Source organism: Muricauda brasiliensis (assembly GCF_003057865.1).
Classification (GTDB): Bacteria; Bacteroidota; Bacteroidia; order Flavobacteriales; family Flavobacteriaceae; genus Flagellimonas; species Flagellimonas chongwuensis.
On sequence record NZ_QBTW01000023.1, the window covers coordinates 16,947 to 41,882 of the forward strand.

The following is a 24,936-nucleotide window of genomic DNA, read 5'->3' on the forward strand; positions in this document are numbered from 1 at the left end:
ATTCCAACTAAAACTATGAAAAAAAATGAACATGATTTTAGAAAACTTCTAATGAAACTTACTTCAGTTTATATATTGCTGGCATTGGGTCTTCAAGGGGTTTTGGCCAATGGGGCCAATGCGCAATCTTTGCGCAGCACAAAAATCTCCCTTGAACACGGTTCCTATACGGTACGCAATGTTCTCAAAAAGGTAGAGGACCAGACCGATTTCAACTTTACCTATTATGAAAGTGAAGTTGATTTGGGCGCTGCATATTCAATTGACAGCACCTACGATTCATTATTTGACCTATTATATGACCTGTCCTTGGAGAAACATTTTCGTTTCAACAGAATCAACAAATCCATTGCTATATCCAAAATACAGCAGCAAAAAAAGGAACCGGAAATTGTGGAACAATTGCAGGTAAGTGGTGTGGTGCTGGATGAAAACGGACAGCCTTTGCCCGGTGCGACAATCGTTGCAAAGGGAAGCAGCATCGGTACCACTACCGATTTTGATGGAAATTTTGCGGTCGTGGTAAATTCAGATGCCACGCTGTTGGTATCGTACATTGGTTATTTTACCAAGGAGGTCCCTGTCAATGGACAGACATCGCTGACCATCAGTCTTCAATTGGATACCCAGAAACTGCAAGAGGTCATTGTGATAGGATATGGCACCAGCTCAAAAGAAAAAATATCCGGAGCAGTGACCAGCATAGATCAAGAGGAGATCCAGCAGTATTCCAATGCCAATTTCGATCAGGCCATCGTGGGAAAACTTGCGGGTGTAAATATTCTGACCAATGCGCGGAACCCTGGTGATGGCAACACGATTACCATCAGAGGAGCGGGATCCATTACACGGGATGCCAATCCATTGGTGGTGGTTGACGGTTTTCCATTGGCAGAGGGCAGCTCGCTAAACGTAATCAACCCCAACGATATTGCATCCATAGATGTGATCAAGGATGCTGCCTCCGCTGCTATCTATGGATCTCGTGCAGCCAATGGGGTCATCATGATCACCACAAAAAAGGGCAAGGGGAAAAAGTTGACCGTTGAACTTCGTTCTGTTATGGGGCTTCAAGAAAAAACAGGAAGCTACGATTTGTTGAATGCCTACGATGCGGCCAAATTTTTCAGGGATGGTCGTAACAATGCCTATTTAAAAAACCATGAAAACGTGAGTGTCAACGATTCAGAGGAACAACGAATTACCAATGGGGCGAATGTCCGAGAGCTTATTTTGGATTACACGGTGCCCTATTTGAACAATGAACTTGGGTTGACCGATTTCGATTGGGAAGACGCGGTATATAGGACAGGCCTGGTACAGAACCACTATGTGAACGTTTCCGGATCCACCGAGGCCACCAATTATGCAGCTTCGTTGGGTTATACCAATGAGGAAGGCATCGTGATTACGGCAGATCAGAAACGCTATACCACCAATTTAAAACTGAATACAAAACTTGGAAAATATTTTAAGTTCGGTATAAACCTAAATGGTTACTATGCAGAAAGGGGGCTGACCAATGGCGGGAATGGATACCGTTTCCCAATTGACCCCGCGGGAAGGGCGATGGTGTACATGTTCCCATTTTTTTCAGCCTATGATGACAACAACCCTACGGGCTACAACATTGAGGCGCAGATATTGGCCAATAGGCCCTATAATGCTAATATGCAGGAAAACCCTGTGGCAATGTCCGAATTGTCCAAATACGATAGAAGGGAGTTCAGGACTTTTGGCAACACCTACCTTTCTTTTGAACCAATCGATAAATTGGTGCTGAAAACATCCCTGGGATATTTGTTAGAGTCAAAGTTTACCGATCAATACGCACCCATGCTTACCGGTTCGTATAGACGATTGATCAGTGAAAGGGATTCCAACCAAGGTTCGGAAAGCAGAAGCGACCAAGGGGATATCCTTGTGGAAAATACGGCGAACTATACCTTCGATATCGGAAAGCATTCCTTCAATGCCCTATTGGGACAGAGTTTCCAGAAAAGTTCATACACATCCCTGTCAGTGAACGGATATGATTTTCCAAACGATATCATTCAGAATATAGATGGATCCACGGAACAGACCGCATCAGCCTCTCGCAGCAGGTGGGCACAGATTTCCTATTTTGGGAGGATATTGTATGATTATGATGACCGTTATTTTCTCTCTGGGTCCATTCGTACCGATGGGTCGTCAAGATTTGGAAAGGACAATAGATATGGAACTTTTAGTTCTTTTTCTGCCGGATGGGTGTTGAGCAATGAATCTTTTTTTCCTGAAAATGACATTTTAACCTATGCAAAGCTACGATATAGCTGGGGGCAGACAGGGAATAACCAAATAGGGAACTATGCCCAATATGCCTCCATCAGTACAGGAAGGGATTATCCCTATGACGGTGCCCTTTCCCCGGGAGCCGCGCCTTCCAGTGCGCCTTCATATTCGTTGGGTTGGGAGACCAATACATCGAACAACTTCGGTGTTGATCTTGGTTTTTTCAACAAAATAAATTTAGGGGTCGATTATTATTTAGCGGATATTTCGGACCTGCTATTGGATAGGCCGGTTCCCAAGCATACAGGTTTTAACAGTTCACTTCAGAACATCGGCGAAATGCGGAACAAAGGATGGGAATTTGAGCTCAATGGATCCAATTTCAATATTGGCGGTCTTTCTTTGGGGTTCAATGCAAACCTGACCACCAATGAAAATGAGATCATTTCTTTGGGCGGTGCAGATGAACTGTACGAAGGAGGTAATCAAAGGTTTATAACCAGGGTAGGGGAGTCATTGGCCAATCTATACGGTTATAAAATCATTGGACTTCTAAAATCCGAGGAAGAAGTGGCCGAATATAAGAGCAGGAAGAACACCACATTGTCCGCTGAAGTTGGGGATTATATTTTCCAAGATACCGATGGCAATGACATTATTGATGCTGATGACAGGGTGCTCCTTGGGGATTATAACCCCGAAGTGACCTATGGATTTGGAATTGACCTTGGTTATGAGGGATTTGATCTGAACCTGAACTTTAATGGAACGATGGGGCGGGTAGCCTATGATTTGATGACCTCGAATTATTTAGAATATGGGGAAGCCTTTACCAATACAAACTATAATTATTTCAACAACTATTGGGACCCCGCAAGCAATCCCGAGGGCTATTTGGCGCCGCCGGATGCCTACGGGAACACCGCTACCCGTAAGGCCAGCAGAAATCCCACAAGCTATAATGTTTTGGACGCGGATTACCTCAGGTTGCGAAGTGTGCAGTTGGGATACAATTTGCCTTCCGGTCTTTTGGACCAATTTCACTTGCAGGCCATGCGCGTTTATGTTTCAGCGAACAATCTCCATACCTGGACAAAGTACAGGGGCATGAACCCTGATGGCGGGTATACGGGCAATCCGCTCGATAGGGGATATATACAAGGAACCACATCGGTGCCACGGCTTGTTTCCGTAGGCATCAATCTAACACTTCAATAAAAAAACATTATGAAATTCAATAGAATCGTTTTATACTCTTTTACATTGCTTATTGGCATTGCTTGTGAGAATGAGCTCGAACAACTTCCTGAAACGGGGATATTGGCAGAAAATTATTACTCCACCCAGGAAAATGTGGAGTCGACCGTGACTGCAACCTATAATGAACTCCAAGCCTTATATGATTACTATATGATACTGTGGGGCGAAATTCCATCCGATAATGCCTATATCCAAGCACCGAACTCCAACGGGGGTGCCAGGCCTTTGGAGGATTTTTCATGGACCAGTACTTCTGGGTTTGTGGGCAGTATTTGGGAAAATTCCTATGAAGGGATTTTTTATGCAAATACTGTGTTGTCTGTTATTGATGATGTGTTATATGACAGCGAGTCGCTTAAAAATATCAGGATTGGCGAAATGAAGTTCATCAGGGGTTTTTTATATGACAACCTTACCACGATTTATGGTGATGTCCCCTTGGTGTTGACCATTGATGACCCCACCTATGCATTTGATGATGCAAGGACCCCGAAAACGGAGATATATGCCCAAATCGAGGCAGATCTGCTGGATGCGATCGAACTCTTGCCATCATCCAACAGTGCCGGTAGGCCCAATACATATGCGGCCCGCGCCATCCTTGCCAAACATTATATGAAAACAAGGGATTTTGATAAGGCAGAAGCCCAATTGCAGATCATTGTTTCCTCCGGAAAGTATTCCCTTGTGGACATTGATGCACTTTTTGGTGTTGAAAATGAAGGCAACGATGAAGATGTTTTCAGTATCCAGTATGCATCAAATCTGGATGGAATGAGCGAGGGAAGTGAATACTACTATATGTTCACACAGCCTGATGACCAAGGTGGCCTTGGGGCCATGGCCATGGAAAGTAGCCTGTATGAACTTTATGCTGTAGGCGACCTAAGGAAAGGGTTGGTCACCGAATCCAGTAATGTCTACTACATCAACAAATGGACCCCTTCCCCCAACAATAGTACTGACGATGGTGGGGACAATCATTTTGTGGTTAGATATGCGGACGTACTATTGCTCTATGCGGAATGTCTTAATGAGAATAACAAGACCGCAGTAGCGGCAACATACCTTAATATGGTCAGAAACCGGGCAAATTTGGATGATACAACTGCTTCCAGCCAATCGGATATGCGAAGTGCCATTGCAAAGGAAAGACGTTTGGAGCTCGCTGGAGAAGGCCATAGATGGTTTGATTTACTGCGCACCGGAAAGGCATTGGAGACCATGAATGCTTTCTTTCAAAATGACGGAAGTAAAATTACCGTTGAAGCCTATCGATTGTTGTCACCTCTGCCACAGGCGGAAGTCGACATCACCAAAATGGAGCAAAATCCCGGGTATTAAACTAAAATCAAAAAACCAAATGAAACGTTTTTACAATATATTTTTATGGGTCGCTTGCATAGTGCCGATCCTACATGCATGCAATGTGGATAATACTGATTATTCTTTGGATACAAGGGATGTCTATATCGATTCCATAGTTATTGAAGCTTCCAAGAACGACTGTGTCGGGGAAGATGTCGAGGTGTCGGTGTCCAATTCCTCCAGAACCATTGCCGCGACCTTGCCCACGGAATGTGATGCTAGTGAAATTATCCTGACCATTTATACAAAGGAAGGTATCTCTGTGTCCCCTGCCTCAGGGTCGGGTTTCACTACAGGGGATTCCTCACTTTTGGTCTCAGGTTTTGGCCTTGAAGAGGAGTTTACGGTAAAATTGAATGTATTGGAACCATTTCAATCCGATGAGGAATTTGTGTCGGTTTGGAGAGTTGCTTCGGGCGAGGCCATTACCCTGCCCTTGACCGAAAATGGAACATATAATTTTAAAGTGTTTTGGGGGGATGGTGAAGACAGCATCGTGGCCGGATATGATCTGGAATCGGCCACCCACACGTACACCGAAACAGGGGATTATACGGTAACCATATGGGGGGATATTGATGGATTCAATTTTTATCAAACGGACCAAAGTGCCGATAATATATTGGATATTACCCGTTGGGGGCAAGTAAAACTCGGCAATGATGAGGCTTATTTTAGGGGGTGTTCCAACCTTCAGATAAGTGCAGTGGACGCACCGGACCTTACCGGAACCACCACATTGAAGGCCATCTTCAGGGAGGCCACATCATTTAACAGCAACATCAACCACTGGGATGTGAGTGGTGTGTCCAATATGCAAGATGTTTTTTACAAGGCCACCAACTTTAACCAGCCCTTGGATCAATGGAACGTAAGCAATGTCAATACCTTCGAAACCATGTTCAGGGAATCCGCATTTGACCAAGATATATCCAGTTGGGATGTGAGCAATGCCGTTACGTTGAAAAATATGTTCCGGGATACTCCTTTTGATCAACCCATAGGCAATTGGGACGTTTCCAAGGTCACAAGTTTCCAATCCACTTTTAGGGGCAATGATGCGTTCAGCCAAGATTTGTCAGGTTGGGGGGACAAACTCCATAATGTTGTTACTATGCGGGAGATGTTCAGGGACTCCGATTACGATGGTGATTTGAGTGCATGGGATGTCAGTCAGGTCGTTAGCATGTGGGACATGTTCAAGGACAGTGGTTTTAACAATCCCTCAATTGCCAATTGGGATGTGAGCGGTCTGGACAATATGGAAACTATGTTTGGCGGCAATGATTGCGCGTTTAATCAAGATATTTCCGGATGGGATGTCAGCAATGTGGTGAACATGCAGAACCTGTTCAAGGAGAACCTTGCCTTTAATCAGGATATTTCTGGTTGGGACGTTGGCAATGTACAGTGTAACTATGATTTTGATAAAGATGCACCACAATGGGAAGATGCGCATAAACCAAAGTTCAACGCTGATAAAACAGATAACAACGAATTCTGTAATAGGGATAATTAATGACCATAACTGATAAAGAAGGGACTCCGAAAGAGTCCCTTCTAAATATAACTTCGGGTAGTATGAAAATGTGGATTACGTTCAGTATCGCTTTTTTGAGTTTTTTTATTAACTATGGATGTTCATCCGATGGAGGGTTCCCATCGATCACAACACCAACGGATGACAGCGTTGATCCAGGTCCGGAACCAGTGGTGTTGGATTCCTCAACGGCCATTTACAGACAATTTTTCTTTAAGGGCACCCATAACTCCTATTCTGGGAACTTGGCGGGGATGAAAAGGGAGGGTATAGAGACTCAATTGGAAGCGGGACTTCGTTTTTTTGAGTTTGACCTTTTTTCCTTCCATACACAAAAGGAACTTCAGGCGACATGGACCGAGGATGTAGATGCCTTTTCCGTTTTTGATTCTATGGGAGATACGTATATGCTCACCTATATGAATGCAACGGGAAAAACCACGGTATATAAAGTATTGGACGGTGAAACCGAAATAACATCGGAAAAGACGGAGGTAAAATGGGAAGGGGTGGAACGAAAATTTTCAATAGTGTCCCGATCCACGGGTGAATATATATTTGGCTATGCCCCGGGAAATGGTGATTTGACGATTTACAGCTTCAACGGCAGCGGTTTGGAAGAAATCCATTCAGAGAATATCGGTGTTGCCAACATAGGGCTTTCCGCATTTGTTTTTAATGACAACGTCTACTTGGGGGTACATGCAAAGGATGGTCGCAGATACGATATTCTTAAAGTATCCTTTGATGAAGGAGCTGTATCCATTGGAGCATCCATATATGAACTGGCCTCGGTCTCTTCGGACGAGAACTTGTACCCATTTGAGCAGGACAATAGACTATACCTATTTCGGCACAATGTGAACACCGTGACCAATTTCTCCGTGGAATCTGTCGATACCAATGGCAATAAGTGGTCTAGAAGTGTCAGCACAACCGGTACATCCGGATTGCTCAAGGGAACGGTGCAGGCAGTTCAAGCTGACGGGAAACTATTTGTAAACTCTTATGCGGCCAATGGCAACGTGGTGGGCTCACAATTGGTGATGGATAGCGGAACTCCCGTATTGGTATACGAATACAATAACGAAGATGATATGTTGTCGGGTGCCGATGCAGGGGTGTACCCATCCAGGGGTGGATACTTCCTGCTTTTGGACAAGGGGGTATCCGTTCAATTGTCGAAAATGGATATCGGTGTCCTTTCATTGGGCCATGATGCTCCTGGAGATGAGGTTGATCTTGCCGTTGACAATCCACAATCGATATTTCTGGCGGATTGGATCGAATATTTAGCTCAATGGAGCAATGCGCATCCTGACCATGAACCCCTTTTCATCATGACGGAGCTAAAAGAATATGAACAATGGCTGGTAGATGCCAAATGGCAAAATATCATCAATCTGATGCAGGACAAGTTTGGAGAGAAATTAAGGTATCACAGTTCAAGTGGGTTCCGCAATGAGCCCCTAGTGGATTATGACAAGATTGTTGACGGTAGAACCCTTTATTTTATGGATGAAAAGGGATCTAAGGAAGGTGGGCTGTTGGGCAAAGTCATTCTCTACATTCAGCCCAACAACAAGATTACCAAAAGGGAATACACCAATGATTTTGAGCCATTCAAAACCTCGGATGGAATACTTCAAGAAAACTTTCTTCAGCTCAAGCGCTATAGGGAAAATAATAAATTGGTGTCTCCAGATTGGAGGTATCCCAATAAGTATGGCAATGATATAGGTGCTCATATCGATGCAAAGGATGACAGTTATATCAGCCGTATATTCCATATGGAAAGTACAGATGGTAATGGGCAATATGACAACATCCACTGTACTGATGTGATGTTTGGGGTATCTGATAGGCCCTATGAAGGATTGTATATGGATTATGCGAAAGAACAGCGTTTGAAGAACAGGCTCGAAAAGGTAGTGGGCTGTGATTGAATGGTTTTTAAGATTCAGGATTTTCAAGTCGCTGGATAAAAACTTATAGAAATCAAAGCGTCAAACCGTATGGTATTGAGTTTGTTTAATTGGTGATTGGCGTAGCAACGTTAATAGTGCTGCGCCTTTTAACCTTTTTAACATTAAAAATGATGGGTTTTAACCCAATTTGGTGTTCTGGTTATAGAACAGCTTAGACTGTGCGATTTATACTTAAATATGTATTTGTTCGGTTGTTTTTTTAATAGATTTTTATGGAGTAGTTGTAATTAATTTTATTTTTAAAGGTGTTCAATAAAATTCATGCGTTTGCCCAGAACCCTAACGATAAAAATTTCGTCCACGCCTTCAATTTGATAGAAAATAACATGGGCTTTATAACTATAGTATTTTAAGGAGCCAGAAATAATCCCTGCATCTTTTGCCAACTCTGGGCGTCCAGCCAGCTCCTCCAAAAAATCATCTAAATTCAATAAATACTTGTTGGCTTGGTCAGGGCCAAAGAATTTTATCCCATACTTATATATTCCAACCAAGTCATATTGGGCTCTTGTGGATAAATTATAATTCCCCATTATCAACTTTTGTGATAATGTCACTTATTTTTAGTTTACTTCTACCGCTTTGTAAACCTTCATCAATTGCGCTCTTAAGTTCCATGAGCTTCATGTTCTCTTCCTGGTCCTTTCTTACTAAATCTCTTATATATTCACTGTCATTCGTAAAGTCACCTGATTGAACCCTAAGCTTTATCCAACCATCTTGTTGATTTGTAAAAGTGATTGATTTTCTAATTGTTCCCATAACTTTGATTTATGTGATGCAATATAATACTTTTTCGCACCACCTAAAAGACAAGCCTTTAAACAAGTGGACAGGACGGTTTTAGTATACCACCCGCGCAGGATTGAAGTGAGCATAGCAAAAACTAATATAAACCCATTTATGACAAAGTCTGAAACTGTTTTTTGGATAGCCCAAAGAATTCCGTTTTCAGGGGTTCGATTTGACCGTTTTTTGCAAGATAGGACTAGGTGGAAAACGAAAGAAAATATTATGTTCAACCCGGTGGTTTTAATATATGGGTTTTTAACCTTGAAATTAGGAAAAAATATCAAACAGTAGTCAATATAAATATCTGATTAACAACATTTTAATTGTTATTAGGTGCCCCTTTTTGATGAAGTTTGGAAGGGCACCGAATCGCTCACTTTTTAAATGGTTTTATTTGATGCCATTTAAAATCATAAAAAATAAAAAACCCTGTAAATCAATTATTTACAGGGTTTGTGGTAGTTTTTAATATCTACCCAGCGGAGGAAGAGGGATTCGAACCCCCGGAGGTGTGACCCTCAACAGTTTTCAAGACTGCCGCATTCGACCACTCTGCCATTCCTCCTAAGCGGGTGCAAATATATAAAGCTTTTTCTTATCCCAAAAGACCTTTTTGGTTTATTGTTGTATAAAAATAAAAATCCGATGTACCTGTTGGAGCACATCGGATAGTGTTTTAAGGATAGGTGGGTTTTAATTAATGTCAAACTCCAATCCTAAGGAGATAATGTCCCAACTGCCTCCATCTAGGGCTACCCCCCTGTAAGCTAGCACAATATCCATCATCTCGGTTATGGAATATGCGGCTCTTGGTGCATAATAAAATCCACCATCGTTGCCATCACTTATTCCAAGGGCATAGCCAAGGTCTGCTCCTAGCGAGAATTCATCGGAAACACTAAAACGACCTGCCGCGGCAATGGGTAGGAACTGGACGTCATCAACATCGATGGTTCCAAAACCAGTGTCTATTTCGTCACCAAAAGAATGTGAATAACCCAAAGTCGGGCCAGCTTGGAACTCATCGGATACATCGAACAAGTAGCCTAATTCCACGGCAATTGCAAATGTCGATAAGTCTCCGGCATCCCCGATGGGAAGACCTGCATGGATTCCTGCTTTAAAATCACCTTGTGCTTGTACACAGGTTAATCCAAAAAATACGGCTAGTGTAAATAATGCGATTTTTTTCATGAGATTGTATTTAAGGTTAAATCAAATGTAATGATTTTTAAAAAATTAACATTTTGAAGGCTATTAAATTATGTTTTCGGCAAATTAAAAGCATTCTTTATTGCCTGTTTTTGATGATTCTCAATTTTACTAAAGTTCACCAATTCTATATGCCGTTCAAAACAATGGTCATACCTTTGTTTTATGCTCGAGTGGTACCACTATTTCTTATTGATTGCCGTTGGTTTTGCCGTAGGGTTCATTAACACCGTGGCAGGGGGTGGGTCGCTACTGTCACTGCCCACTTTAATCTTTTTGGGTCTACCGCCGGCAGTTGCCAACGGTACCAATAGGGTGGCCATTGTCATTCAAACGGCGATGGGGACAGCAGGCTTCAAGAGCAAAGGAATCTCTACATATCCTTTTAATATTTATTTGGGGATATCGGCTTTTTTAGGAGCTATAATAGGCGCATACATTGCGGTGGATATAGATGGGGAAACCTTTAATAGAATTTTGGCCATAGTGATGATTGCCGTAGTACTTATCATCATTTTTAAGCCCAAAATGAGGGTGGACGACATGCAAGAACGACTGACGGGCAAATATCTTTGGATAGCTCTTGTGGTTTTCTTCTTTTTTGGTATCTATGGGGGATTTATAAATGCTGGACTCGGGTTTTTGATGATGCTGTTTTTGCATTATTTTAATCAAATGAATCTAGTAAGGTCCAATGCGACCAAAGTGGCCGTGGTTTTTGTTTATATGTTGGCCGCATTGGCGGTTTTTGTTTTGAACGATAAAGTGGATTGGAAAATGGGCCTTGTTCTTGCTATTGGAAATGGGTCGGGAGCATGGTTTGCCAGTAGGTTTTCCGTGAAAAAGGGAGATGGATTTATAAAAACATTTTTAGTGATCGCCGTAGTTTTGATGGCCATCAAACTATGGTTCTTTTAAATTAAGATTTACTATGCCAGGATTTGAACTCTTTGGAGATAAGGAAAGAAAAGAAGTACAAGACGTAATGGACTCCGGGGTGCTCATGCGCTACGGGTTTGATGGTATGCGCAACGGACATTGGAAAACCAAAGAACTCGAAACAGGTCTGTCCCAACGCATGCAATCCAAGTATGTCCATGCAGTAAGTAGCGGTACCGCCGCATTGACAGTGGCTTTGGCCAGTGCAGGTATAGGAGCAGGGGATGAAGTGATTATACCGACCTTTACATTTGTTGCCAGTTTTGAGTCCATTTTAGCCTTGGGAGCGGTACCTATTTTAGTTGATATCGATGATACCCTCACATTGAAACCCGAAGCGGTCGAAAAAGCTATTTCTTCGCAAACCAAAGTAGTGATGCCCGTGCACATGTGTGGTTCTATGGCCAATTTAGATGCTTTGAAAGCCATTTGTGACAAACATGGTCTGTTGTTGCTGGAAGATGCCTGTCAGGCCATAGGAGGCACCTACAATGGAAAACCATTGGGAAGCATTGGTGGTTTGGGCTGTTTTTCTTTTGACTATGTAAAAACCATTACTTGTGGAGAAGGTGGAGCCATAATCACGGATAACAAGGGTTATTACGAAAATGCCCATCAATACTCGGACCATGGCCATGACCATATTGGCAACAATAGAGGGGCCGAGGAACACCCGTTTTTAGGGTATAATTTTAGAATCTCCGAAATGAATGCCGCTGTCGGCGTTGCCCAATTAGCTCGTTTGGATGAGTTTTTGGCCATTCAAAAGCGGAATTATACCATTTTAAGAGATGCTTTATCCGATATTCCCGAGGTTGTTTTTAGGACTGTTCCAGATGGGGGAGAGGAGAACTATTCATTTCTAAACTTTTTCATGCCTACAGAAGAATTGGCCCAAGTGGCTCATCAAGAATTGATTGAATCCGGGGTGGATGGTTGTTTTTATTGGTACGACAATAACTGGCATTATTATAAAAAATGGGAGCATTTGACCCAGAAAAAGTCTTTGGGAAGATTGCCTAAAGATGTACTCGAAGCCTTGCCCGATTATAGCAAAGCCGATTTTTCGGAATCCGACAAATGGATGTCCAGAAATATTTCTTGCCTTATCAAACTGGGATGGTCCGAGGAGGAAGTGGCCGAGCGAGCCAAAAAAATGGTGGACGCGATAAAATCATCTATCTGATATCATCAGAGAGAGACCGTTTTGTCAATAGTTTACGTATTCCACAATTTCAAGACCGTAGCCAACCATGCCCACACGCTTTGTTTGGCCGGAGTTCGTCAATAATCTAATTTTGGAGATATTGATATCGTGCAGAATTTGGGCCCCAATTCCGAAGTCCTTATTGTCCATTTCAATTTTAGGAGCTTTGGTGATGCCGTCGCCCTGTAGCTTTTTAAATTCCGATAGCCTGTTCAATAAGTTCATGGACTGGTTCCCTTGATTGATAAAGATCATGGCACTCTTTTCCTCTTTGTTCAGTGCATCGAACATCTGTTGAAGCGTCTCGTCCGGATTATTGGTTAGGGTACCTAGAATATCATTGTTCACTAAGGTTGAGTTGATACGCGTCAAAACAGGCTCACCTGTTTTCCAATTTCCTTTCAAAAGAGCAATATGTATTTGGTCGTTCGTAGTTTGCTTGTAAGCTCGCAAGCGGAACTCACCAAACCTTGTTTGTATGGTAAAAGCTTCTTTAAGTTCAATCAGACTATCATGCTCCATGCGGTAGGCAATCAAATCCTCAATGGAAACAATTTTGAGGTCGAACTTTTCGGCTACTTTCAGCAGTTGCGGCAAACGGGCCATTGTTCCGTCCTCATTCAATATTTCTACCAAAATGCCAGCTGGTTCCAACCCCGCCAATCGTGCAAAATCAATAGCAGCTTCCGTGTGTCCGGAACGGCGTAGAACACCTCCATTTTTGGCCCTCAAAGGGAAGATATGACCAGGTTTTCCTAACTCGTGAGGTTTAATGTCTTTATTTACTAGCGCAGCTATGGTCTTGGCCCGATCATGAACCGAGATACCTGTGGTGCAACCGTATCCCAATAAATCCACGGATACGGTAAACTGGGTTTGATGAAGTACGGTGTTGTTTTGCACCATCATGTTCAATTCCAGTTCTTCGCATCTATCTTCCGTAAGTGGTGCGCAGATAAGCCCACGACCGTGCATGGCCATAAAATTAATCATTTCGGGGGTTACCTTCTCGGCAGCGGCAATAAAATCACCTTCGTTCTCCCGGTTTTCATCATCAACTACAATAATTACCTTACCGTCTCTAATATCCGCAATGGCTTCTTCTATGGCGTTCAGTTGTATCAATTTTGACTTTTTTATTTAGAATTTCTAATAATTAGAATTAGATTGTTGTTAATTCTAGAGATTTCCTCGAGCTTTAATTTTATTTCGGATAGTGTGTTTCCTTTTGTTTTAATTAGTTGGATGATTAGTCCAGCTAGTTTACCAACAAATACGCTTGTAAAACTTTGATTATTTTTTTTGTTTTCTATAAAATAATTGATTTCTACTTCTGAAATAGTTGGATAGTTATTTATCTGTTTTTTTATAATGCCAGAGTTATCGGTACTGGATATTTCATTTAATAAATGAATGTTTTTCTCATGGATTTTAAGAAATTCAGCACTTGAAGAGATATTTAGACTGGTTGGAAAATCCTTTATTAGATGAAGTGATTTTATAAGAATAGACAACTCTTCTTGTGAATAATAATTTTGAATATTAATTTCAGAATTAACCAAGTTTTTATTGGCTAAATCAACAACATCGTCTTCCTTTTTCTTTTTGAAAAGACTTTTAATTCTATCAAAGATATGACCAAACCCTACTAATCCCTTGTCTGCTGTGGCTCTTCTGGTCAGTGAAATGCCCAACGGCAGCATGATCATAGTTGGCAGCCAAGCTCCAATAGCTGGGTGAATGTTTCCTTCCTTGGCATAATTACCGGCAAATACACCGATAAAGTAATAGGTTAAAAATAAGATAATGGCCACTACCATGGGCAGCCCCAATCCGCCTTTACGGATGATAGCCCCCAAAGGTGCCCCCACGAAAAATAAAATGATGCACGAAAGTGCAAGCGCATATTTTTGGTGAAGGGACAAAATGTGACTGTTGTAAAATTTATATCGGCTCTGGAGTTCGTCTTTTTTGGAGTCTACCGTATTTATGATACTGGAAACTTCGTTCAGTGCTTTTTTCATGACTTGAATCTGCTCCCACTGTTCTAAACCGGACACAAATTGGTCAATACTTTTAATGGAATCCCTTTGAATGGTGTCTTTTGCCTTTAAAAGTTCTAACTTCTGTGTTGTAGTGTCTATTGGTGCCTTAACAGGAAAGGCACCCATACGGTTCACCACGTTTTTGGAAAACGCCGTTACTTTTTCCAGATTGTTCTCCCGTAGCGAATCGATGTCCTTGATTAAGCGGCCAACATTTTTCATTTTATTGGTGGTGATGTTCTGATCCTCTTCCAAGTCTTGGTCGTTGAGCTCCGAAATATCAATATTGATGGTGTAAGTTTCAAAATTGGACTTTGCAAAGGGTTGTTTTCGCTTTTCCTTAGCATCCTTTTTTACGATTTCTTCGTAGTAATTTCCATCTTTCAGGACCAGTTGGATAATATCGGATTCCTCGCTACTGATTAATTCACCCGCTTTGGCCTTGATGACCGTGTTGTTGATGTTCTGGTCCGTTTTCTTGTGGATGATTACATTGTCCAAAAAACGGTCCTGTTCGCCATATTTCTTATCCACTTTGATGTTCATTCCCTGTCCGGTTCCTTCAAAATCGCTAAAAACACCTTCGGTGATTGCCGCAGCTGGCTTTACCTTGGCAATGTTCCGTCTTAGGTTGAACATTTTTTGTTCGGATTTAGGGATGACATCATTTGCAAAAAAGAAAGTTACCAATCCAAGGAACAATACAAATACGATTAGGCTACGCATTCCTCTTTGTAGGGATATCCCAGATGCTTTCATTGCGGCGAACTCATAGTTTTCCGCAAACGTACCAAAGGTAAGGATTGAGGAGAGCAGTACCGTAAGTGGTAAAACCTTGTCCACCAAGGTGGGAATAAAGTAGAAAATAAACTTGCCAATAATTACCATGCCCAGTCCCTTTCCCGCTAAATCATCAATGAACAACCATATTCCCTGAAAGATGAATATGACAATCAGGATGAAAAAGGAACTGAAGAAGTTGTAAAGAAATCTTCTTAGTATATACTGGTCAAGTATTTTCAATGCCTAGTTTCTTATGATGTAGTACCCTTTGTCTTCGTACTTTTTCTCGTCAAAGGTAAACAGAGTACTCGATATGGGCTGATTGGTTTTGAAAGAATTAACGGTAATCGTGGTTTTGGTACCATTGCTTCCTGTTTGAATCAGCTTGTAGATGTGTTTTGTTTGCGTATCGATACCCAATAAAACGGATTTGATTTCAGTATTTGAATCAATTGGGATCAATTTTACATATTGAATTTTTCTACCGCCCACATTTTGAAGGATGTCCCACTCGTAATTATGTCCCGTTTTGTAGAAGGTCAACATTTTTGATGGGCTCACGTTATCGTTGTCCTCGTTTACATCCTCAATAGTAACTTCTTCATTTTCGGGTACTACGGTGTATACTTTTTTACCGTCGTATAATTGTTTTGCGCCAAAATAGTTCAATACATATTTTTCGCCATCCAAGGTTACATTTCCGTTGGTTTCCTGTTTTAGATTTGCCTCTGTATTCTCCAGAGTGGACTGGAAGTCAATGTAAATATTGTCGTAGCTCTGCACTTTATTGTACACCTCGTCCAAAAGCGCTTTTGCCTTACCTGAGTTTTGCCCGTATGAAGATAGTCCAACGGCAAATAATGCGATTAAAAGAATACTTTTCTTGATCATGGTCTTATTTTGCTTCATTTTCTAATAATTGATCTAAGGCGTACATATCAGGAACCAGAACTTGTCGGGCTTTGCTGCCCTCAAATGGCCCCACGATTCCGGCAGCTTCCAGTTGATCTATGATTCTGCCGGCACGATTGTACCCCAATTTTAATTTTCGTTGGATCAAAGAGGCGGAACCTTGCTGTGCGGTAACGATAACCTCGGCAGCTTCCCGGAACATGGCATCTCTGTCCGCGATATCATTATCAAGACTTGTGCCAGATTCTTCACCTACATACTCTGGCAGCAAATGAGCTTCAGGGTAGGCACGTTGTGACCCAATGTAGTCGGTAATTTTAGAAACTTCAGGGGTGTCAACAAAGGCACATTGCAATCGGGTGACATCGTTTCCTTGAGTGTAGAGCATGTCTCCTCGGCCAATGAGCTGGTCGGCCCCTTGGGCGTCCAAAATGGTTCTGGAGTCTATCTTTGAAGTTACCCTAAAAGCAATCCGTGCGGGGAAATTCGCCTTGATGATACCTGTAATTACGTTCACCGAAGGTCTTTGCGTAGCTATAATCAAGTGGATACCGATAGCACGTGCCAACTGTGCCAATCTGGCAATGGGTGTTTCCACTTCTTTGCCAGCTGTCATTATCAAATCCGCAAACTCATCGATTACCAACACGATGTATGGCAAGAATTTATGACCGTCGTTCGGATTCAACTTTCTGGCCTTGAACTTGGCGTTGTATTCTTTAATATTACGAACCATCGCTGTTTTGAGTAGCTCATAACGATTATCCATTTCAATGCAGAGTGAGTTCAAAGTGTTGATTACCTTGGTGTTGTCCGTTATAATGGCCTCATCGGAATCTGGCAATTTTGCCAAGAAATGACGTTCAATTTTGTTGTAGAGGGTCAATTCCACCTTTTTAGGGTCTACAAAAATAAATTTCACCTCGGCAGGGTGCTTTTTGTAGAGTAGGGAGGTAATTACTGCATTAAGACCAACTGATTTACCCTGACCGGTGGCACCTGCCATAAGCAGGTGGGGCATTTTTGCCAAGTCCACCACAAAAGTTTCGTTGCTAATGGTCTTTCCAAAAGCGATGGGCAGTTCCATTTCCGCTTTCTGGAATTTGTTGGAAGCAATTACCGAACGCATCGAAACAATGGTCGCGTTCTTGTTCGGCACCTCAATACCAACCGTTCCTTTTCCAGGGATTGGTGCGATAATACGGATACCCAATGCGGCAAGGGATAAGGCGATATCGTCCTCCAAGTTTTTGATCTTGGAAATACGTATTCCAGCTTCGGGGACAATTTCATAAAGGGTAACCGTTGGACCAATGGTCGCTTTGATCTGGGCAATCCCGATCTTATAGTTTTTGAGGGTGCTAACGATTCGGTTCTTGTTTTCCTCAAGCTCCTCTTGATTGATGGTGATGCCCCCCGAAGCGCCGTGTGCTTCCAACAATTCCATGGTCGGGAATTTGTAGTTGCCCAATTCCAGTTTGGGGTCGAACTCTCCAAAATCCTCTACGAGCTTGGCTGCCTTTATATCGGTTTCCTCTTCTTCAACGGGCGTTTCCTCAACTTTTAGGTCGATATCGGACTCCTCTTCTTCTGGAATATTGACGTCGAGTCCTGCTTCATCCAACGGTGGAATATCCTTTTTGTGGGTGTAGGTATCCACTTTTTCGTGAACCGTATCTTCTGTGGTCAATATCAGACCATCTTCGTCATCTTCTTGAACTGGGGCATCCTTGGTGTGGACAGTTGGTTCTTCCTTAAAATCTGATTTTATCTTTTGTTTTTGTCGTTTGAAGAAGTTGGCGAATCCTTCTGGCGTAAAGTTGAACAATCGAACCAAAATCACCATCAAAACAAATATTAGAATCAAGAACACACCAATTTTACCAGTGTAATCTTGAAGAAAATCGTTCATCTCATAACCTATCAATCCGCCTAAAAGAGGATAATCGGCCGCAAAAAAGCCAAGTGCAATGGATCCCCAGATGACTCCGACCAACCCCCAAATCCACTTGAAAATCAATCTCTTTCCATCTAGGCCTAGGAATAAGTAAAGTCCGGTAACGGCCAATAAAAATGGGAATACAAAAGAGGCAAGGCCAAATCCCCGGTACATGAAAAAATGGCTTACGTTGGCACCAAATTTATTGAGCAGATTACTGGCTTCGACATTGCGGTCCGCAAATTGGGACAACATGCTCTGATCTTCTTGCCATGTAAAATAGAATGACATGAAGGAGAAGAAAAGTGCTATGCTGAGAACTATCAAAAGACTACCGAAAATAATCTTGTTCTGCTTGGAAGGCTTAAAAGAGACCTTCTTTTTGGCAGTTGTGGTAGTTTTTTTTGATTTTGATTTTGTTCTTTTTTTGGCCATCAATCGTTTTTAAGCGGGGCTAAGTTACAAATTTACGTTGCTACTCTCGGTCTTGGATTTTACTAAAAAATCTTGGGCACATAAATGATCAGACCAACAATACTTGCCAATACCGATACTATCATAACGGCCCCTGCGGAAATATCTTTTATAAAACCAATTTTAGGGTCCAAATTGGGCTGGATATAGTCGCAGATTTTTTCAATAGCCGTGTTTACACCTTCTATGCCCATCACTATCCCTATTGCCAAAACCTGAACTATCCATTCGGTGGAAGAGATTTCAAAGTAGAAGCCGAAAGCCGTAACGATCAATGCGATAAAGAACTGGATCTTGATGCTGGGTTCTGTCCGTAACAACAGAAACATGCCCTTTAGGGCAAAGCCAACACTTTTGATCCTGTTCCGTAAAAAAGATTCTTTAGGCATCCATCAACGCTTCGAGGGCGGCTTTATAATTGGGCTCGTCCGCAGTTTCCGATACTTGTTCGGAGTAAATTACCTCACCATTTTCATTGACCACTACAACGGAGCGAGATAACAGCCCTTGTAATGGACCATCGGTGAATTCCACATGGTAGGATTTCCCGAAGCTGCCATCCCTAAAGTCGGAGAGGGTCTCAACTTTATCAATGCCCTCGGCACCACAAAAACGTGCTTGAGCAAAAGGCAAATCCTTGGAGATGCACAATATTGCAGTGTTTTTCAACTCAGCAGCTTCTTGGTTGAACTGGCGCACAGATTGCGCACATGTACCGGTATCTATACTTGGGAATATGTTGAGAACAACCTTTTTGCCTTTGTAGTCGGATAGGCTAGCGGACGAAAGGTCGGTTTTTACTAAAGTAAAGCTTGGGGCTTGGGAACCATTTTCTGGAAGGTTGCCAAGTGTGTGAATTTCATTTCCTTTAAGTGTTACAGTTGCCATAGTAGTAGTTTTGATTCGGAACCAAAAATACTAAAAAAACCTTCCCGAAGTCTGTTCCGGGAAGGTTCTTATTATAATGTTTGTGACAATGTCCGTTACTTGTCTATAGAGCCAAGCACCCTCGACATAAAACCGTTGAGGGCTTCCTTTTTAGGAGTTCCGTTTTTGATTTCGTTGGATACCTCCAGGGCTCCGTAAATATTGGAGATCAATTCCCCGATCATATCCAGTTCGTCATCTTTTAAACTGGAAACTTCGCAAACACTTTCGAGGGTATCCGCAGTTTCCTGAAGGTAATCCTCGTCGTGCTCCTCGGCAAAATTGACCAACTGCTTAATTATGGGCAACTTCATTGATCAAGTCTTTTAAAACATCATACTTATTGGTCTGCACCTGATTCTTCAAAGATCCTTTGGAAAAAGCGGCGAAGGTGGGCAAATTGTCCACGTTGGCCAGTTTTCTGGATTCCGGGAATTTTTCGGCATCGACCATTACAAAGGTTATGTTCTCGTTCAAAGAGGCTTCCTTTTTGAACTTTGGCTTCATAATCCTACAGTTGCCGCACCAAGATGCACTGTACTGCACCACTACGTTGTCATTGGTGGCAATGACTTCGCTTAAATTGTCTTTGTCCAATTCTACAACCATAGCGTCCTTAGTTTACGTGGTTGGCCAAATAATCGGAAACACCAGCTCTGTCTGCGTTCATGGCTTGTTTTCCTTCTTCCCAGTTAGCAGGACAAACTTCTCCTTTTTCCTGAACATGGGTGTAGGCATCTACCAAACGCAAAAATTCTTTCACGTTTCTTCCCAGTGGCATGTGGTTGATGCTCTCGTGGAATACTGTTCCTTCTTCATCGATCAAATAAGTGGCTCTGTAGGTCACGTTGTCACCTTCCACTACAACAGAGTTCGTCTCTTCGTTATAGTCTTCTTTCATGATGTCCAAGATTCCCAAGGCAGAAGCCAAGTTTCTATTGCTGTCAGAAACAATAGGGTAGGTTACACCTTCGATACCTCCGTTGTCCTTTTCGGTGTTCAACCATGCAAAATGTACTTCGGCAGTATCACAAGAAGCTCCGATAACAATGGTATTCCTTTTTTCAAACTCACTTAGGTTTTGTTGAAAGGCAAAAAGCTCGGTCGGACAAACAAAAGTGAAATCTTTTGGATACCAGAATAACAGTACTTTCTTGTTTTCTGCTTTGGCTTTCTCTAAAATGTTGATTTTGAATGTGTCGCCCAATTCGTCGATGGCGTTTACTTCAATGTTTGGAAATTTTCTTCCTACTAAAGTCATTTATTGGATGTTTTTTAAATTTTCGAGTAGCAAAAATAGGGTGGTTTTACGGCTTTTACCAGCTTAAAAATTAGTATTTCTTATGGTTGGATAAGGCGTGACTATGCCATAAAAAAGCATCATCAATATTGAGGTTGTGGCAAAATTGCACATCAATTTTTGATGACTTCTCAAAGAAGTAGACGTATTGAAAAAGCTGAAATAAAATTTATTCAGCGGCAGTGGTGGTAAGTTGCTTGATCTTGATTCGGAAAGCGGCAAAAAGCAACGTCATTATCGGGCTTAACCAATTGAAAATAGCATACAGGAAGTATTCGCCGACACCAACACCCAAAACACTACTGTGATATGCTCCACAAGTGTTCCAAGGCACTAGAACTGATGTAACTGTACCTGAATCTTCCAATGAACGGCTCAGGTTTTCCGGTGCAAGACCACGTTCTTTATACGCTTTGGAGAACATTTTACCGGGCACTACAATGGCCAAATACTGGTCGGATGCGGTTACGTTCAAGGCCAAACAGCTTCCCACGGTGCTTGCGAACAGTCCAAAAGTGGTCTTGGCCAATTTTAGAAGGGATTCCGTGATTCGCTCCAAAGCCCCGATACCATCCATAATTCCACCAAATACCATGGCGCAGACTATCAACCAAATGGTGCCGAGCATACCGGACATGCCACCAGAAGAGAACAAATCATTCAAGGCTGGGTCATTGGTGGCAATTTCAGTATCAACCGTGATGGCATTCATAATTCCTTTGTAGCCCGTTTCAAAATTCAATGCGGTGCCTCCACCTATATTGGCAACAATGTCGGGCTGAAAAATAAGAGCAAACACACCGCCCAATAAAGTCCCGACCAAAAGGGCCATCAACGGAGGGGCCTTTTTAAGAATCAATCCGATAACGACTAAGGGCACAATAAACAGCCAACCATTAATATTAAATGTAGATCCGATATTGGTTAGTAGAGAACTTGTGTCCGCCACTCCGGATGTATCAATTGTAAAACCAAGAATGATAAACACAATCAAGGTTACCACTATAGTAGGCACCGTGGTGAGGGTCATGTATCGAATGTGGGAGAACAAATCCCCTCCGGCCATGGCAGGGGCCAGGTTGGTGGTATCGCTCAAGGGGGACATTTTATCACCAAAATATGCCCCGGAAAGCACGGCACCGGCCGTCATTCCCAACGAGATGCCCAAGGCTTCACCAATACCAATCAAGGCAATACCAACAGTCGCGGCCGTTGTCCAGCTGCTTCCCGTTGCAATGGAAATTATAGCACAGATAACCACACAAGCGGCCAAAAATATGGTGGGATTCAAAATTTGAAGTCCGTAATAGATCATCGCGGGAATAATTCCGCTTACAAGCCAAGTCCCGGACAACGCACCTACCATTAAAAGGATAAGCAAGGCACCTGTAGTTGACCGAACATTCTCGGCGACCTCATCAATCATTTGGTCATAGGAAACCTTATTGAAAAAACCAACGATTGCTGCCACTGCACCGCCCATCAAGAGTATAAACTGGTTGGAACCGCTCAGGGCGTCATCACCAAAAACAAAAACATTGTAGGTCAACATGGCAACAAGGGCAAAAACGGGTATCAATGCTTCCCAAATACTTAATTCCTTGTTTTCTACAATATGTTCGTCTTCCCTAAATTTTGGAGTTTCCTCTGTGTTTGGCATCTGGTCTGAGTTTGTTAAGAGGTAATATTACGACTTTGCACCTTTTTGTGCAAACTCCATTAGTCGACTTAACTAGGCCAAACTTGCATCGGGCGATAAAATATCCAGCTTTTCCATACAGCTTCGCATGGTGGTGTAGGTCTTTCGGATATCATTGTCCAAACCGATGGAAAAGCGGATAAGTCCTTGGGATAGACCTAGTTCTTTTTGCTCTTCTTCGGGTATTTCGGAAGATGTTGAAGTTCCCGAAGTACTGAACAAGGTTTTGTAAAAGCCCAAGCTCACGGCTAAATACCCCAATTTTTCGGTCTGCATCAGTTCCATCAGTGCGTTAGCGCGTTCCACCGAGCCCACATCCAAAGTGAGCATGCCGCCAAAACCGTATTCGTGGTTCATTTGGGATTTCATCAAACGATGTCCGGAATGACTTTCCAAGCCGGGATACACGACTTTTAAACCATCTTTTTCAAACTGTTCAGCGAGATAATGGGCATTTTCACTATGTTTTTTGATACGGATGTGCAGCGTTCGCATATTTTTCAAAATGGAAGCGGCACGTAAGCTATCCAACGTGCTTCCCAAGAGCATTCCCGCTCCGTTGTTCACATCTTTCAGACTCAAACAAAAATCGGTGGAGGCACAAACGGCGCCAGCAACACAATCACTGGTGCCATTGATGAATTTGGTAAGGCTGTGCACCACAATATCGGCCCCCAGCTTTGCTGCGTTGATGGTAAGCGGCGAAAATGTGTTGTCCACCACCAAGGGCATATCATTGTTCTTTGCGATTTTCGATAACGAAGGAATATCGGCAATTTCCAACAATGGATTGCTGACCGCCTCGCAATAAATCATCTTGGTTTTTGGTGTGATGGAGTTCGCTACGGTTTCCAAATCGGTAATGTCCACAAAAGAGACATCCATGTTGAACTTCTTTACAAAATTCTTCAGGAAAGCATAGGTTCCGCCGTAAATGGTTCGGCTGCATACAATATGGTCCCCGGCATCGCACAATTGAAGAATCACCGCAGTGATGGCTCCCATTCCGCTGGCGTACACATTGGCCGATTCTGTTCCTTCCAGTTGCGCCATGGCTTCGCCCAAATATAGGTTGGAAGGGGAGGAGTGACGACTGTACAAATAGCAGCCTTCCGTGTTCCCTTCAAATGTATCGAACATGGTTTTTGCCGATAGAAATGTATAGGTTGAAGAATCTGATATGGAGGGATTTACACCTCCGAATTCACCAAAATATTGAAGGTCTTGAATATGTTCCGATGCTTTGTAGTCCATAATGAGCTGTTTTTAGTAAAACTAATAATATGTAGACCCAAAATCAATGTAATTTTGTAAATGATGATGATTAGACTGTTTTTAGAAAATAATTAGGAAATTATTCCGTAAAATCGGATTTTAGAGGTTGCAATTAGAAAAATCGTCGGTATGAAACTGGATAATGTGGATATTGAGTTGATCAGGTTGCTTCAAAGCGACAGCAAAAAAACCACCAAACAATATGCGGATGCTCTGCATTTGTCAAAGACTGCCGTTTATGAACGCATCCGACGTTTGGAGCGGAATGGGGTGATTACGAAATACACCGCCTTGGTGGACAAGCTAAAGGTGGGCCGTGATTTTATGGTGCTTTGCCAAATACGTCTGGTGCAGCACACCAAAGAGAACGTTATCAAATTTGAACGTGAGGTTCTACAACTTAAAGAAGTATCCGAATGCTTTCATGTGGGCGGGGATTACGATTATATCTTAAAAATTTTCGTAAAGGATATGAAGAGCTATCGCGAATTTATGCTCACCAAACTGACGGCAATTGCGAATATCGGCAACACCCAAAGCTCTTTTGTGATCAAGGAAGTAAAGAACAGTCCTTCGGTACATATTTAGTTTTTAGAAGTCAGAAGTCAGAGGTCAGAGGTCTGTGGGTAGTTGGCAGTCAATAATTATCACTTGTCAGTTCGAGCGCAGTCGAGAACCCTTTACCCAAGACCAATAACCATGTCCCTGCGGCTCCGCTCAGGGCCCGGCATTCAATTAGTGAAAATTCGTGGAATTCGTGTCAAGATCGCAACTGACCATCGACCCGTCCAAAAATCGAACAATCTAATAGTCTAATCAACCAATAACGAATAACGAACAACCATGCCTCTTCGACTACGCTCAGGGTCCATACTTCTAATCATTCAACCATCCAATAATCCATTAACCCCTTAACCCTTCATCTTTCAACCCTTCACCCGTAATCCCCATCAACCCAAACCCATTATCCGTCAACTCAAACGGGGCATACGTCAATTGGTG

Annotated in this window: 20 protein-coding genes, 1 tRNA gene and 1 pseudogene; 7 read left to right on the forward strand and 15 right to left on the reverse strand. The window is 42.4% G+C overall.

Translation table 11 applies throughout. The features are described from left to right. Positions 1 to 51 precede the first annotated feature (51 nt). The 4 genes from DCK90_RS16035 (at position 52) to DCK90_RS16050 (ending at position 8,388) form a co-directional block, all read left to right on the forward strand. Positions 52 to 3,492, forward strand: a complete 3,441-nt coding sequence (locus tag DCK90_RS16035) for a SusC/RagA family TonB-linked outer membrane protein (protein WP_159075864.1) — start codon at positions 52 to 54, stop codon at positions 3,490 to 3,492. A gap of 9 nt (positions 3,493 to 3,501) precedes the next feature. After that, a complete protein-coding gene (locus DCK90_RS16040) occupies positions 3,502 to 4,878 on the forward strand; it encodes a RagB/SusD family nutrient uptake outer membrane protein (RefSeq protein ID WP_108247223.1) in 1,377 nt (458 codons plus the stop codon). 19 nt (positions 4,879 to 4,897) lie between these two features. After that, entirely contained in the window at positions 4,898 to 6,421 is a 1,524-nt protein-coding gene (locus tag DCK90_RS16045) for a BspA family leucine-rich repeat surface protein (protein WP_159075865.1), read from the forward strand. A gap of 62 nt (positions 6,422 to 6,483) precedes the next feature. Then, positions 6,484 to 8,388, forward strand: coding sequence for a hypothetical protein (locus DCK90_RS16050; protein WP_159075866.1), 1,905 nt, complete (start codon positions 6,484 to 6,486; stop codon positions 8,386 to 8,388). A 281-nt stretch (positions 8,389 to 8,669) separates the two neighbouring features. Here DCK90_RS16050 and DCK90_RS16055 read toward each other — a convergent pair whose 3' ends face one another. The 4 genes from DCK90_RS16055 to DCK90_RS16075 form a co-directional block, all read right to left on the reverse strand. Continuing rightward, on the reverse strand, positions 8,670 to 8,963 hold the full coding sequence (locus DCK90_RS16055; RefSeq protein ID WP_108247226.1) for a type II toxin-antitoxin system RelE/ParE family toxin: 294 nt from the start codon (positions 8,961 to 8,963) through the stop codon (positions 8,670 to 8,672). Then, a complete protein-coding gene (locus DCK90_RS16060; protein ID WP_108247227.1) occupies positions 8,950 to 9,192 on the reverse strand; it encodes a type II toxin-antitoxin system ParD family antitoxin in 243 nt (80 codons plus the stop codon). Before DCK90_RS16060 ends, DCK90_RS16055 begins: the two co-directional genes overlap by 14 nt. Positions 9,193 to 9,702: 510 nt before the next feature. Then, positions 9,703 to 9,787: transfer RNA gene (locus DCK90_RS16070), tRNA-Ser, on the reverse strand. Between the two features lie 128 nt (positions 9,788 to 9,915). Next, entirely contained in the window at positions 9,916 to 10,416 is a 501-nt protein-coding gene (locus DCK90_RS16075; protein WP_108247229.1) for an outer membrane beta-barrel protein, read from the reverse strand. A 183-nt stretch (positions 10,417 to 10,599) separates the two neighbouring features. On the opposite strand from DCK90_RS16075, the gene DCK90_RS16080 reads away from it, so the two are divergent. Both DCK90_RS16080 and DCK90_RS16085 read left to right on the forward strand, forming a co-directional pair. Next, positions 10,600 to 11,352, forward strand: a complete 753-nt coding sequence (locus DCK90_RS16080; protein ID WP_108247230.1) for a sulfite exporter TauE/SafE family protein — start codon at positions 10,600 to 10,602, stop codon at positions 11,350 to 11,352. A 13-nt stretch (positions 11,353 to 11,365) separates the two neighbouring features. Further along, positions 11,366 to 12,559 carry a DegT/DnrJ/EryC1/StrS family aminotransferase gene (locus DCK90_RS16085; RefSeq protein ID WP_108247231.1) on the forward strand — a complete coding sequence of 398 codons (1,194 nt, stop codon included), beginning with the start codon at positions 11,366 to 11,368 and terminating at the stop codon, positions 12,557 to 12,559. Between the two features lie 24 nt (positions 12,560 to 12,583). Here DCK90_RS16085 and ribB read toward each other — a convergent pair whose 3' ends face one another. The 11 genes and pseudogenes from ribB to DCK90_RS16140 form a co-directional block, all read right to left on the reverse strand. Beyond that, on the reverse strand, positions 12,584 to 13,705 hold the full coding sequence (ribB, locus tag DCK90_RS16090; protein ID WP_234414774.1) for a 3,4-dihydroxy-2-butanone-4-phosphate synthase: 1,122 nt from the start codon (positions 13,703 to 13,705) through the stop codon (positions 12,584 to 12,586). Positions 13,706 to 14,172: 467 nt separating this feature from the next. Next, positions 14,173 to 15,648, reverse strand: a pseudogene (locus DCK90_RS16095) (LptF/LptG family permease); the annotation flags it as partial. Between the two features lie 3 nt (positions 15,649 to 15,651). Then, positions 15,652 to 16,299, reverse strand: a complete 648-nt coding sequence (locus DCK90_RS16100; RefSeq protein WP_108247244.1) for a LolA family protein — start codon at positions 16,297 to 16,299, stop codon at positions 15,652 to 15,654. Positions 16,300 to 16,303: 4 nt separating this feature from the next. Next, the gene (locus DCK90_RS16105; RefSeq protein WP_108247233.1) at positions 16,304 to 18,694 is read right to left on the reverse strand and encodes a DNA translocase FtsK; all 2,391 of its coding nucleotides are present in this window, start codon (positions 18,692 to 18,694) and stop codon (positions 16,304 to 16,306) included. Between the two features lie 62 nt (positions 18,695 to 18,756). Further along, positions 18,757 to 19,122, reverse strand: a complete 366-nt coding sequence (locus tag DCK90_RS16110) for a diacylglycerol kinase family protein (RefSeq protein ID WP_108247234.1) — start codon at positions 19,120 to 19,122, stop codon at positions 18,757 to 18,759. Then, positions 19,115 to 19,621: a thiol peroxidase gene (gene tpx, locus DCK90_RS16115; protein ID WP_108247235.1), complete on the reverse strand. Its 507-nt coding sequence runs from the start codon at positions 19,619 to 19,621 to the stop codon at positions 19,115 to 19,117. Before tpx ends, DCK90_RS16110 begins: the two co-directional genes overlap by 8 nt. Before the next feature lie 95 nt (positions 19,622 to 19,716). Next, entirely contained in the window at positions 19,717 to 19,974 is a 258-nt protein-coding gene (locus DCK90_RS16120; RefSeq protein ID WP_108247236.1) for a DUF6952 family protein, read from the reverse strand. After that, positions 19,955 to 20,269, reverse strand: a complete 315-nt coding sequence (locus DCK90_RS16125) for a thioredoxin family protein (RefSeq protein ID WP_108247237.1) — start codon at positions 20,267 to 20,269, stop codon at positions 19,955 to 19,957. Before DCK90_RS16125 ends, DCK90_RS16120 begins: the two co-directional genes overlap by 20 nt. Positions 20,270 to 20,276: 7 nt before the next feature. After that, positions 20,277 to 20,921 carry a peroxiredoxin gene (locus DCK90_RS16130; RefSeq protein ID WP_108247238.1) on the reverse strand — a complete coding sequence of 215 codons (645 nt, stop codon included), beginning with the start codon at positions 20,919 to 20,921 and terminating at the stop codon, positions 20,277 to 20,279. 208 nt (positions 20,922 to 21,129) lie between these two features. Then, positions 21,130 to 22,620: a Na+/H+ antiporter NhaC gene (gene nhaC, locus DCK90_RS16135; RefSeq protein ID WP_108247239.1), complete on the reverse strand. Its 1,491-nt coding sequence runs from the start codon at positions 22,618 to 22,620 to the stop codon at positions 21,130 to 21,132. Between the two features lie 72 nt (positions 22,621 to 22,692). After that, positions 22,693 to 23,913, reverse strand: a complete 1,221-nt coding sequence (locus tag DCK90_RS16140; protein WP_108247240.1) for an aminotransferase class I/II-fold pyridoxal phosphate-dependent enzyme — start codon at positions 23,911 to 23,913, stop codon at positions 22,693 to 22,695. A gap of 150 nt (positions 23,914 to 24,063) precedes the next feature. Between DCK90_RS16140 and DCK90_RS16145 the strand changes: the two genes are divergently transcribed. Further along, positions 24,064 to 24,522: an Lrp/AsnC family transcriptional regulator gene (locus tag DCK90_RS16145; RefSeq protein WP_108247241.1), complete on the forward strand. Its 459-nt coding sequence runs from the start codon at positions 24,064 to 24,066 to the stop codon at positions 24,520 to 24,522. Positions 24,523 to 24,936 lie beyond the last annotated feature (414 nt).